The organism is Gemmata algarum, from assembly GCF_034097035.1.
GTDB classification, from domain to species: Bacteria; Planctomycetota; Planctomycetia; order Gemmatales; family Gemmataceae; genus Gemmata; species Gemmata algarum.
The window spans coordinates 1-11,981 of sequence record NZ_JAXBLV010000022.1 but is presented as its reverse complement, the minus strand read 5'-3'; the positions used below and the strand labels follow the sequence as shown (position 1 = coordinate 11,981).

Annotated in this window: 7 protein-coding genes and 1 pseudogene; 2 read left to right on the top strand and 6 right to left on the bottom strand. The window is 68.4% G+C overall.

Annotated features, from left to right (window positions below; all coding sequences use genetic code 11):
* The 5 genes and pseudogenes from R5W23_RS03880 to R5W23_RS03860 all read right to left on the bottom strand — a co-directional run.
* Positions 1-191 (bottom strand): annotated as a pseudogene (locus R5W23_RS03880) (hypothetical protein); the annotation flags it as partial.
* A 560-nt stretch (positions 192-751) separates the two neighbouring features.
* Positions 752-3,004, bottom strand: coding sequence for a polyribonucleotide nucleotidyltransferase (pnp, locus tag R5W23_RS03875; protein WP_320685193.1), 2,253 nt, complete (start codon positions 3,002-3,004; stop codon positions 752-754).
* Between the two features lie 122 nt (positions 3,005-3,126).
* Complete coding sequence (rpsO, locus tag R5W23_RS03870; RefSeq protein WP_010035463.1) at positions 3,127-3,396, bottom strand: 30S ribosomal protein S15; 270 nt, start codon at positions 3,394-3,396, stop codon at positions 3,127-3,129.
* Positions 3,397-4,524: 1,128 nt separating this feature from the next.
* Positions 4,525-5,508, bottom strand: coding sequence for a glycosyltransferase family 2 protein (locus R5W23_RS03865; RefSeq protein ID WP_320685192.1), 984 nt, complete (start codon positions 5,506-5,508; stop codon positions 4,525-4,527).
* An 11-nt stretch (positions 5,509-5,519) separates the two neighbouring features.
* Positions 5,520-6,548, bottom strand: coding sequence for a tyrosine-protein phosphatase (locus R5W23_RS03860; RefSeq protein ID WP_320685191.1), 1,029 nt, complete (start codon positions 6,546-6,548; stop codon positions 5,520-5,522).
* A gap of 454 nt (positions 6,549-7,002) precedes the next feature.
* Between R5W23_RS03860 and R5W23_RS03855 the strand changes: the two genes are divergently transcribed.
* Positions 7,003-7,389 carry an SET domain-containing protein gene (locus R5W23_RS03855; RefSeq protein WP_261188845.1) on the top strand — a complete coding sequence of 129 codons (387 nt, stop codon included), beginning with the start codon at positions 7,003-7,005 and terminating at the stop codon, positions 7,387-7,389.
* A gap of 116 nt (positions 7,390-7,505) precedes the next feature.
* Entirely contained in the window at positions 7,506-8,558 is a 1,053-nt protein-coding gene (locus R5W23_RS03850) for an LLM class flavin-dependent oxidoreductase (RefSeq protein WP_320685190.1), read from the top strand.
* Positions 8,559-8,992: 434 nt separating this feature from the next.
* On the opposite strand, the gene R5W23_RS03845 is transcribed toward R5W23_RS03850, so the two are convergent.
* Positions 8,993-11,764: a DUF1553 domain-containing protein gene (locus R5W23_RS03845; RefSeq protein WP_320685189.1), complete on the bottom strand. Its 2,772-nt coding sequence runs from the start codon at positions 11,762-11,764 to the stop codon at positions 8,993-8,995.
* Positions 11,765-11,981: the final 217 nt, after the last annotated feature.

The window sequence follows — 11,981 nt, the reverse complement described above, 5'->3', positions numbered from 1 at the left end:
CCTTTTCCATCTGCGACTGCATTGAACGTTTTTATTTCGGCCTTGTTCTGCACCGGATCGGCCGGAACAGCTGGAGCGGTTGGCGTCGTCGGCTCAACCGGTACGGGAGCGGGTTGCGTTACCTCTTGCGCTTGTGCTGCGCAGGCCAACAGCATGACCATCAATCCACAGATGCCAATCGCTGTGCGCACGATGTCTCCCAGACGTATTAGGACCACTGATTGATAACAATTGATTGTCACTCGCGAGTGGCAACCAATTGTCTGAAGAGGTGCTGAACAATACTGAATGTTCGCTCCGGGAATCATAATCTCTGCACTCGCGTCTTCAAGGGCGATTTTGCAAAATCTGCAACGCGAGATTGCCTCCGAACCGGCAGGTGCCAGCTCGACATGTGTTAATATATAAAATATTGATATATCAAAGTTTCAATTGCTGTCTTTTGCGGGAGCCTGGAGGCGGCCGCTGCATCCGCTCCAAACCACAGCCGGAAAGTCCGGGCGCATGAATCGATACCACCGGTCTCGGTCATCGACGGCGTTCGAGAACCTGACAGCGTCCCTGCACAACCTGCCGAGCACGCAGCTTCCGGAGCAAGGATTGCCTTTTAGAGACTGAAATGACGAAGCCGCGGGCTGTTGCCCGCGGCTTCGTCATCAGCTCGATTTCACGGGTTCAAACGTGACCCGGAAGTGTCCGGGCAACCGCCCGGACACTGTGATTACAGGAACACGCTTGCCGGGTTCGGGCGTCAGTCGCGCCGGCGGTCGCGGTCCCCACCGCGCCCGCCGCCACCGCCACCGCTGCGGCGCCCGCCGCCACCGCCACTGCGTTCGCCACGGTCACCGCGATCGCCGCGGTCCCCGCCGCCGAAACCGCCACCGCCGCCCCCGCCGTTGCCGGCTTCGTCGCTCGGGGCCAGCAGCGCCTTGCGCGACAGCCGCACCCGGCCATTGTCGTCGATGCCGATCACCTTCACCTGGATCTTCTGGCCGATCTCGACCACGTCTTCCGGGCGCTGAACGAAGCCGGTGTCCAGTTCCGACACGTGGCACAGCCCGTCGCGGCCCGGAGCGATCTCCACGAACGCCCCGAAGTCCTTCATCGAGACCACTTTACCGTCGTACACGGCGCCGACCTTCACCTCGGCCGTCAGCCCCTCGACCATGCGCCGCGCGGCCTCGACGCCCTCGGCGTCCGACGACGCGATCGACACCGTGCCGTCGTCCTCGATGTCGATCTTCGCGCCGGTCTCTTCCTGAATGGCGCGGATCATCTTGCCGCCCGGGCCGATGAGCTTGCCGATCATCTCCGGGTTGATCTTCAGTTGGATCAGGCGCGGCGCCCACCGGCTGATCTCCTTCCGCGGGGCCGACAGCGCCGACAGCATCGTCTTGAGGATCTGGAGCCGGGCCTCCTTCGCCTGCTCCAGCGCGCCGCGGACGATGGCCTCGTTGATGCCGTCCACCTTGATGTCGAGCTGGATGCCGGTGACGCCCTTCTGGGTGCCGGCCACCTTGAAGTCCATGTCGCCGTAGTGGTCCTCGTCGCCCTGGATGTCGGTGAGCAGCGAGAAGTGGTCCTTCTCCATCACGAGGCCGACCGAGATGCCCGCGACCGGGCGCTTGATCGGCACGCCCGCGTCCATCAGCGCCAGGGTGCCGCCGCACACGCTCGCCATGCTCGACGAGCCGTTCGACTCCAGGATCTCCGACACGAGGCGGATGGTGTACGGGAACCGCGACGGGGGCGGGATCACGGCCTTCAGCGACCGCTCGGCCAGCATCCCGTGGCCGATCTCGCGCCGGCCCGGGGCGCGGATCGGCTTGCACTCGCCCACGCTGTACGGCGGGAAGTTGTAGTCGAGGAAGAACTTCTTGCTGTACTCGTCTTGCAGGCCGTCCACCTTCTGCTCGTCGGCGACGGTGCCGAGCGTGGCGACCACCAGCGCCTGCGTCTCGCCGCGCTGGAACAGCGCCGTGCCGTGTGTCCGCGGCAGCACCGTGACCTCGGCGCCGATCGCGCGCAGCTCCTTCGGGGCGCGGCCGTCGATGCGGGTGCCGCCGAGCGTGATCTCGCGGAAGATGCGCTCGCGGAGGGCCGCCAGCGCGCCCGACACCTGCGACGGGGTGTACGCCGGGTTCAGTTCGCCCTCGGGCAGGTACACCTTCTTGATCTCGTCCTTGAACGCGTCGAGGGCCGCGTTACGCTCCTTCTTGCCCTGCGTGAGGTACTTCTCGCGGTACTGGGTGCCGTACTTGTGGTACAGCTCTTCCAGGAGCGGGTTGTCGGCGGTCGCGGGGGGCAGCACCTTCGTCGGGAGCCCCGCCTCGGTGCGCAGCCGCTCGATGAGGTCGATCAGGACGGCGCACTGCTTGTGCGCTTCCATGATCGCGTCGCCCATCTCGTTCTCGGGCATCTCGCGGGCGAACCCCTCGATCATGCAGACGGCGTCGCGGGTGGCCGCGACGATGAGGTCGAGGTCGCTCTCTTCCATCTGGGTCACGGTCGGCAGCACGACGAGCTCGCCGTTCACGCGGCCCAGGCGCAACCCGCCGTAGGGTTTGAGGAACGGGATGTGCGAGACGTGGAGGGCCGCGCTCGTCCCGATCAGCGCGAGCATGTCCGCGTCGTTCTCCCGGTCCGAGGAGATGACCGTGCAGTGGATCTGGACTTCGTTAAAGTAGTTGGCGGGGAAGAGCGGGCGGGAGGGGCGGTCGATCAGGCGCGAGGTCAGCGTTTCTTTGGTGCTGGGGCGCGTTTCACGCTTGATGAACCCGCCGGGGAACTTGCCCGCGGCGTAGGTGCGTTCGCGGTACTCAACTTGGAGCGGGAAGAAGTCGCGCCCCGGAATGGGCGTTCCCTCCACCGCGGCGACGAGGACGCTCGTGTCGCCGTAGGTGACGAGCACGGCCCCGTGGGCCTGCTTCGCGAACTTTCCGGTTTCGAGGACTAACGTGCGACCGCCGAATTCACATTCGACACGAGCTGGCTTGACCGGCACGGAGGTGACCCTTTCCGTTTTGCCGGCAGGAGCGGTTCGCGGGGTCTCGGTGAATACGTCCACGAGCCCCAAGCCGAATGACTTGGGACCCGGGGTGCGTCACCTCGAGACGACCGTAGCGGCTATTTGCGGAGCCCGAGCTTCCCGATGACCGCGAGGTAGCGATCGCGGTCGGTTTGCCGGAGGTACTTGAGCAGGTCAGCGCGTTGGCTGACGAGCTTCAGCAGCCCGCGGCGGCTGGAGAAGTCTTTCTTGTGCGCCCGCATGTGCTCCGTCAGGGAGTTGATCCGCTTGGTGAGCAGCGCGACCTGCACTTCGGGCGAACCGGTGTCGGTGTCGCCGCGCCGGAACTGGCTGATAAGCCCAGACTTCTCTTCCTTCGTGATCGACATCGTCCCGGATCTCCGCTATCCCGCCGCGTCGCACTCCTGCCATCAGTTACGAAACGACGTTTCAGTTACACACTGGTTCTGGATTTACGCAATTTACCGCCCCGCGACCAGATGGCAAGGGGCGAAAAACGCAAACGCGACCGGCCAGAAGTACCGGTCGCGTTCACGAGGGTAGATTCTTTTTAGCAGCTCGAACGGCGGCTGCCAACGGCAACCCGGACGAGTTTTGCGGGTCGCGCAGGGCGAGGACGGGCGTTCGGCCCACACCAAGGGGAGTCCGTCGCCCCGGTTCACCTTGCCGAAACGCATTGGGTTTCTCTTTGATCGCATCGTTGGAACCACGTTCACGTAGCCATTCCCCGGAAGTTCGAGGGGCTGGGAGCGTGGGACACGTGGCGTGACATCTGGTATTTAACGGGGCCGTCGCGCGCGCACGGGCTAAGGGCTCGCAGCCGGTGGCCTGTTCCCTGGGACCGCGGACGTCCCGTCCGCCGGTATGCGTGCGGACCCCGTTGGCGTCGAGCGGGACGGGGTCGCTCACCGACCCGTGGCGTCCCATCCACCGCACCGATATGCGTGTGGGATAGGCGGCCCCGCCGAGCGATCGAATCCCACAGCGGCGGACGGGACGTCCGCGGTCCCAGGGAACAGGCCACCGGCTTCAGCGCGACCGGGTATCTGCTTCGCGCACGGCTCAATACAGAAGGCGGGAATCGTGATGCGAAGGGCGGCGCCGTCTGCGGTTCACGCGAGTCGCTGTAACGGGGGTTACAGCACAACGCCGGTGGTACACAAGCGGGCCACCGACAGGACGTTCGCTGCCGGTCCGCTACCCATTCGCGGGTCGGTCGCTACCCACGAATCCCACACCCTGGGCGCCGGGTTTCAGCGTGGTCGACTCGCCCCACGAGCGGCGCAACATCTTGAATGAGAACACGATATGGCCGATTTGACGCACAAATCGCTGCCCGCCCTGCGGGCAGGCCGCACGAGAAAACGGCCCCCAAACGTGCAGTGCGGGCAGCCGGAACTACCACAGGTGAAGAAATGAGGGCGATGTTGGAATACGGCCGGCTGTGTGTGCGGTCGCCCGGCGCTCAACGCCTCCCGGTGAGCCCGCCGGCGCCCTCACGCCGCGATGCGCCCGGACGGGAGCGGCCCGCGGTCCAGGTTCCGGCGCTCGCGCACCACGTAGGGGCGCTTGCCCTGGCTCTCGTAGTACACGCGGGTGAGCACCTCGCCCATCAGCCCGAGGGAGACGAACTGCACCCCGATCAGGCCCGCGACCGCGCCCAGCAGGAAGAGCGGGTTCTGCGTCATTCCCGGGCCGGAGGTGTACTTCATCACCACGCTCGCCGCCACGCTCACGAGCCCCGCGAACACGCACAGCAGCCCCAACCCGCCGAACAGGTGCATCGGGCGGGTCTGGAAGCTCCCCTGGAACTTCACCGTCATCAGGTCGAGCATGACCCGCACCGAGCGCGTCAGGTTGTACTTCGACCGGCCGGCCGTGCGCGGGTGGTGCCGCACCGGCACCTGCGTCACTTTCGCCCCCTGCTGCATGATGAGCGCGGTGATGAACCGGTGCATCTCGCCGTACAGCACGAGGCCGTCGAACACCTCGCGCCGCACCGCCCGCAGGGTGCAGCCGAAGTCCTTGAACGGCACCCCCAGCACCTTGCGGATGAGCCAGTTGGCGGCGAAGCTCGGCACCTTGCGCAGGAGCAGCTTGTCCTGCCGCTTCTGGCGCTGGCCCAGGACCGCGTCGTACCCCTCGCCCAGCTTCGCGAGCATCAGCGGGATGTCGGCGGGGTCGTTCTGGAGGTCGCCGTCCATCGTCACGATCACGTCCCCGGCCGCGGCGTCGAGGCCGGCCTGGGTGGCGGCGCTCTGGCCGAAGTTGCGGCGCAGCCGGACCACCTTCACCCGGGCGTCGCCCCGGGACACGGCCTCGAGCTGCTCGAAGGTGCCGTCCGCGCTGCCGTCGTCCACGAAGACCAGCTCCCACGGGCCGGCCCCCGCGCCGTCGAGGGCGGCGCGGACGCGGTCGAACATCGGGCGCACGTTGTCCCGCTCGTCTTTCACCGGCACGACCACGGACAGCAGGCCCATCGGAGGGCTCCTCAAGAGATGGTGAGCGGGACCGCGAGCGGCTCGGACCCGTACTGCACGAACGCGGTGTCGAGCAGCTCGATCGGTTCGCCGTCGATCAGGTCCGCGTGGAACTGGTACGCGCCCGGGGGGAGCGGCGGCACCCCGCAGGCGAACTCGACCGCCTCGCCCGGCGGGACGACGCGGGCGAAGTGGCCGCTGTACGACCGGTACATGTTGGTGCCGTCCGCCGCGGTGACCGTGTGGCACAGCCGGATGCCCCCGCGCCCCGTGGTGAACCGCCACGGCTCGATCGAGGTGTTCCGCGCCCGGACGGCGACCCGGAGGCCCTGGCCGGTGGGGAAGCGGGTGCCGCCGGCGAGGGTCAGCTCGGCGCGGTACGGCCCCGGGCAGTAGTCGGTGTTCACCCACCGGCGGAAGCGGTCGGGGGCGTGCGGCTCCCCGCGCCGGGCGAGCCAGGCCTCGTAGTAGTCGAAGAAGGCGTCGAGCACGGCGGTGCGGCCGACCGCGACGTGCCCGTACCGCGGCCACAACTGGCGTCGGGCGGTCGCGAGGTCGGCGTCGGTGTGGAGCAGCACCGCGACGGTGGACGCCAGCCCGGTGCGGTCCGCCCCGCGCTGGCAGTGGAAGACGATCGGGTACGCGGTGTGGTCGAGCACCTCGACGAGGCGCCGCACCTCGGCCGGGGCCGGGAACCGCTTGGCGGAGAACGTGATGTCCTCCTGGTTGACGTTCGCCGCGTGCGTGGTGCGGCACTCGCCGAGGTACCAGGCGGTGTCGGTACACACGCCGCGCAGGTTCACGACCGTGCGGACGCCCTTGTCGGCGATCAGCTCCCGGAGCTGGTCCGGCTTGAGCTGGGCGGTGCGGTACACGCGGCCCGGGATGACGGTGTGCTCGTTGGTCCGCACCACGACCCGCAGCACCTCCGCGCCGAGGCCGAGCGCGGCGGCCCCGCCCGCGAGCTGGAGGAGCCGGCGGCGGGTCAGCCGGCGCACGGGGGCCGGCGGCGGTGGGGGGGGGAGTTCGGGTGCGTCCATGCGGGCGGGAGAATGCCACAAGCCGCGCAAGAGGGGAAGGCCAAGTTGCGCGCCGCGTCTCGCCCCGACCCGCGTCGCGCGTTCGTTCGGCAGCGTTTTACCGCATACTGTTGGGCGTTCGCACCTGGGCCGTATTCGCGCGGTGCCGGTTCTGCGATTTTTCTGCGGGATGGTTGTTGACTCTTGCACCAGGACAGGGTACAATTTCTTCAGACCGGCCGCGGGCATCGAACTGAATGGGCGACAGTTCGGTAGTTCGCGGCCGGTTCTTTCATTTGTGCTGTGCTGTTACACTTCTCGGTTGATCTCACCAAACCCGAACCAACTTTCAAATTTTGTGCGTGTAACGAGGGTTACGCTCTTGTGTTGCGCGCAGAGCGGGCTCAAGCTCGCCACCCCGATCGGTCGATACAGCGAGAGCAACCGACATCAACCGATCACCGACGGCCCGTGTATGAGTTCCGTTAGTTCCAGCTCCGCGCTGTACATCCGCAAGGTTCGCGGCATGGGCCGCGGGGTGTTCGCCGGGCGCGATTACCACCGCGGTGAAGTGATCGAGGTGTGCCCGGTGATCCCGCTCCCGGACCCGGCCCCGACGGACCCCGGGCGGGTGCTGGAGCGGTACGTGTTCTGGTGGGGCGAAAACGGGCGGGCCATCGCGCTCGGTTACGGGTCGCTGTACAACCACTCGTCGAGCCCGAACGCCCGCTTCACACCGCGTGAGTCGCGGACCGATATCGTGATCCGTGCCACGCGCGACATCACCGCGGGCGAGCAGATCATGATCGATTACGGGTGGGACGAGGACGACTTCGCCGCCCTCCTGAGCCCGCCCGGCTGAGCGCCGGTGTCCTTGCGAGTGCCCGATCGTTTCCGCTCCCGGCGTAACATGTCGGCCGGCGAGTGGTATCCCTCGCAGCGGGCGTGTGGCCCGGCGCCCGGCTCGCGAGGCACCCGATGAAACCGCTCTCCGAGGTCCCGTTCTCCGTTCTCGATCTGTCTCCGGTGCGGGCGGGCGGCACGGCGGGCGAGTCGCTCCGCAACACGCTCGATCTGGCGCGGCACGCGGACCGACTGGGGTACCGCCGGTACTGGCTGGCCGAGCACCACGGGCTGCCGGGTGTCGCCAGCGCCGCCACCGCCGTTGTCATCGGACAGGTAGCGGCCGCCACGTCGCGCATTCGGGTCGGGTCCGGCGGGGTGATGTTGCCGAACCACGCGCCGCTCGTGATCGCGGAGCAGTTCGGCACGCTCGCAGCGCTGTTCCCCGGGCGCGTCGATCTGGGCATCGGACGTGCCCCCGGCGGGGACCACCGCACCGCCCGGGCGCTGCGCCGCAACTTCGGACCCGCGGACACGTTCACACAGGATCTGGAAGAGTTGCGCGGGTATTTCCGCCGCGGCGGCCCCGGGAACGGGGTCCACGCGATCCCCGGTGAGGGGTTGGACGTGCCGGTGTGGCTACTGGGGTCGAGCGACTTCTCCGCGCGCCTGGCGGCCCGGCTCGGACTGCCGTTCGCGTTCGCGTCGCACTTCGCGCCCGACTACTTGCACGAAGCGCTGGCGCTCTACCGCCGGGAGTTCGAGCCGTCGCCCGCGCTCGCCGAGCCGCACGCGATGGTGGGGGTGAACGTCGTGGTGGCGGCCACGGATGCCGAGGCGCGGAAGCTGTTCACTTCGGTCCAGCAGGCGTTCCTGAACCTGATCCGGGGCGCTCCCGGATTGCTGCCGCCGCCGGTGGACTCGATGGACGGCCTGTGGAACCCGCTCGAACGGGCTCACGTTGACCGGATGACCGTGTGCTCGGCCGTCGGCGCGCCGGATTCCGTTCGCCGCGCGCTGGAGGTGATTACCGATGCGACCGGGGCCGACGAACTCATCTTGACCGCCCAGGTGTACGACCACGCCGCTCGGGTACGGTCGTTCGAACTGGCCGCCGCACTCCGCGCGGCTGAGCATCACGTGACGGGTGCGCCGCCGGTCGCAGCGACCGCTTCACCGCTGGCGTAACCTTCTCTTCGTCATCCGCGTGCAGTGCGGTTATGCCAGGAAATCGAACCGCGGTACGGAGCGCTCATGCGTGCTGCCATCGGCCGAGAAACCGGCCCTGTCCCCACGTTGGCGCTGTGCCGTCCCGTAATCGGGTCTCAACGGTGACTGTTCCCGTCTACCCACACGCTAAGGAGCCATTCGATCAGGTTACGCCCCGGCGCGACGAATCGAACAGTCCGCGCGTTCGGATGCCGACTGAGAGTGCGAACGCCGTGCTTTGCCCGCCGGACCAAAGCCATGCGTCACCATTCGGGACGGGAGGCGAAGCCAACTGGCGCGCCGCGCTGAGCGAACCGAAATGTGTCTGCGGCTTCGTTACCTCGTTCGCGACGGTTGATCGGTGGCAGGTGCAGGGGTTCGCCCCTACATCAACAGGTGGGGCGTTCCGCACGTCAGTCCACGAACACGAACTCGTTCGCGTTCAGCACCGCGCGGCACAGCGCCGCGAGCCCGTGCTCCCGCACGAGCGTGACCGCGGCGCTCGACTCCTTCGCGCTCGGGGGCCGCTGGAACGCCAGCGCGAACACGCGCTTCACTTGCGCCCCCACGTCCGCCCCAGCTTCCTTCCGGACCCGGTCCGCAAAGAAATCGGCTTGTTGGAGCGCAAAGCTGCTGTTGAGCAGGTTGAGCGCTTGCAGCGGGGTGGTGGACACGTTGCGCTTCGGGGCGATCTGGCCGGCGTCCGGGCAGTCGAACACGCCGAACGTGTCGTCGAGCTGCATCCGCGGCTTGTGTTGGTAAATCATCCGGCGGAACTCGGCGGGGCCGAACTGCTTCTTCGGCGCGTACACCTTCACGTAGTTCCCGTTCGGCTCGAACAGGTCGAACCCGGGGCCGCCCATCGTGAGGTCGAGCTTCCCGCTCACGAACAGCACCGCGTCGCGCAGCGGTTCGGCCTCGATGCGCCGGGGCGGGTACCGCCACAGGAGCCGCGACTGCGCGTCCTTCGCGAGCCCGTCCGCCCGCGCCGCCGACGCCTGCCGGTAGGTCGCGCTCGTCACGATGAGTTTGTGAACGGCCTTCTGCGACCACGCGCGCTCGACCAGTTCGGACGCCAGCCAGTCCAGCAGTTCGGGGTGCGACGGCTTCGCGCCGTTCCGGCCGAAGTCGCTCGGGGTGTCCACGATCCCGGTCCCGAAGTGGTGCTGCCACAGCCGGTTCACGGCGACCCGCGCGGTGAGCGGGTGCCGCGGGTCGGTGATCCACCGCGCGAGCGCCAGCCGGCGCTCCGGGCCGCTCGCGCCTTCGGGGATGTCGAACTTCGGCCCGAGTTCGGTGAGCGCCCCCGGGCCGACCGCCTCGCGCGGCTGCGTCGCGTCGCCGCGGTGGAGCCGGTACGTCACCTCGGGCGGCACCAGACGACCGGCATAGGCCACCGGACCGCGGTCGAGGTCGGTCAGCTTCTGCCGCAAACCGTCGATCTGCTGCGCGAGCGCCACCCAGGTCGCTTTTTCGGTGGCGGTCAGGCCCCCGGGAACGAGAGCGGCGTCCTTCGCGAACGGGGCGCGGTCGTCCGACGACGCCACCACGCTCCACGACTCGCGGTCGAGCGAGACGTCGATGCGGTAGCGGGTCGGGAGCCGGTCCGCGAACCGGCCCTCGCGGTCGCGGCCCCACACGACGCGGTCGATGAGGGCCGGCTCGGCGAGTTCGAGTTCCACCCACCCGCGGCCGCTCCGGTTCGAGATCCAGCTCCGGCCGTTTCCGTACCGGCCGTCGTTCAGGAACGCGAGCGCGTGGATGTTTGGCGCGCCGGGGTAGGTGCCCGACGCGGTCGCCTTCGCCCCGGTCGACGCTCGCGCAACGTTAACCGGCTGCGGCCCGGCGGAGAACACCTCCAGTTCGTCGATGCACGGTTCCAGATTGTTGGTCTCGAAGACCACGAACCGCACGAACTTCGCCCGCGTCGGTTTGATACGGTCGGTGTTCCGCTTCGGGTTGACTGCGGCGCGCCGGGCGTCGGGGGCGACCGGGTCGGCGAGCGGCTCCAGCGCCGCGAGTTGCTGCTCCAGCGTGGCGAGTTGGGCGCGCAGGCGGTCGGCTTCCTTCGCGCGGGCGACGGGATCGCCGGTTCGCACCGGGCGCTCGCCGTGCTGCACGTCCGCGAACACGGCCTTGATCCGGTAGTAGTCGAGCTGCGGGATGGGGTCGAACTTGTGGCTGTGGCACCGCGCGCACGCCACCGACAGCCCCAGGAAGGCGGCCCCGGTGGTGCCGACCATGTCGTGCAGTTCGTCGGCCCGCTGGTTCAGCGTGAGCGTGGTATCGGGGCTCTTCACCTCGTCCCACGCGCCGCCGACGATGAAGCCGGTCGCGGCGTCCGCGCCCAGCAGGTCGCCGGCGAGTTGCTCGCGCACGAAGAGGTCGTAGGGCTTGTCGTCGTTCAGCGCTGTGATGACGTAGTCGCGGTAGTGCCACGCGTTCGGCCGGGGCTGGTTGGTCTCGAACCCGTTGGACTCCGCGAACCGGACGGCGTCGAGCCAGTGGCGCGCCCACCGCTCGCCGTAGTGCGGCGACGCTAGGTAGCGGTCCACGAGCTTCTCGTAGGCATCCGGGCTCTTGTCCGCGGCGAACGCCTCCACTTCCTCCGGCGTGGGCGGGAGCCCGAGCAGGTCGAACTTCAGGCGCCGCAGGAGCGTGCGGCGGTCCGCCTCCGGGGACAGGGACAGCCCGTTGCCGCTGAGCTTCGCGGTTACGAGCGCGTCGATCGGGTTGCGCCCGGGGTGTTTCGGATCGGGGGGCGGGCGCTTGACCGGCACGAACGCCCAGTGCTGCTCGGCGGTCCCGGTGGCAGCCGGCCACTTCGCGCCCGCTTCGACCCACTTCGAGAGCGTTTCGATTTGCGCGCGTGTGAGCGGATCGCGGTCGGGCGGCATGCGCTCGCTCGCGTCCTCTGCCGTCAATCGTTGGAGGAGCGGGCTGTGGGTCGGCTTCCCGGGAACGATCGCGGCGCCCGAGTCACCGCCCTTGAGTGCGTCCGGGCCGCGGTCGAGGCGCAGCCCGCCCTTCTGCTTGTCAGGTCCGTGACACGACACGCAGTGCTTCGCCAGAACGGGTTGCACGTCGCGTACGAAATCGGCCGCGGGCGGCTTCGCGCGGTCGTCACTGGCCGCGGCCGTGGAACTGACGAACGGCGCGAGCGCGAGGAGGAGAGTGAGGCGCATGGCGGTTCCGAGTGTGTGCCGGCAGGCCTGCTATCCTACCCGCTCGCGCCGGGCGATCGGAAGAGGGTTTCTGCCACGCACCGCGCTATCCGCCAGCAGGTTCTGGTAGTTTCAAGTTGGCCACATGTGTGCGCCACCCGCTGGCTGACGCCGGCGGTTCGACGAGCCACAGTCGAGCCCCCCGCGGGCCCCCGGCGGGGGGGCGCGCGACCCCCCA

Excerpts from the sequence above, each read along its gene's own strand:
- R5W23_RS03865 (WP_320685192.1), bottom strand. The coding sequence starts at position 5,508 with ATGGGCCTGCTGTCCGTGGTCGTGCCGGTGAAAGACGAGCGGGACAAC.
- R5W23_RS03850 (WP_320685190.1), top strand. The coding sequence starts at position 7,506 with ATGAAACCGCTCTCCGAGGTCCCGTTCTCCGTTCTCGATCTGTCTCCG.
- rpsO (WP_010035463.1), bottom strand. The coding sequence starts at position 3,396 with ATGTCGATCACGAAGGAAGAGAAGTCTGGGCTTATCAGCCAGTTCCGG.
- R5W23_RS03855 (WP_261188845.1), top strand. The coding sequence starts at position 7,003 with ATGAGTTCCGTTAGTTCCAGCTCCGCGCTGTACATCCGCAAGGTTCGC.
- R5W23_RS03860 (WP_320685191.1), bottom strand. The coding sequence starts at position 6,548 with ATGGACGCACCCGAACTCCCCCCCCCACCGCCGCCGGCCCCCGTGCGC.
- R5W23_RS03845 (WP_320685189.1), bottom strand. The coding sequence starts at position 11,764 with ATGCGCCTCACTCTCCTCCTCGCGCTCGCGCCGTTCGTCAGTTCCACG.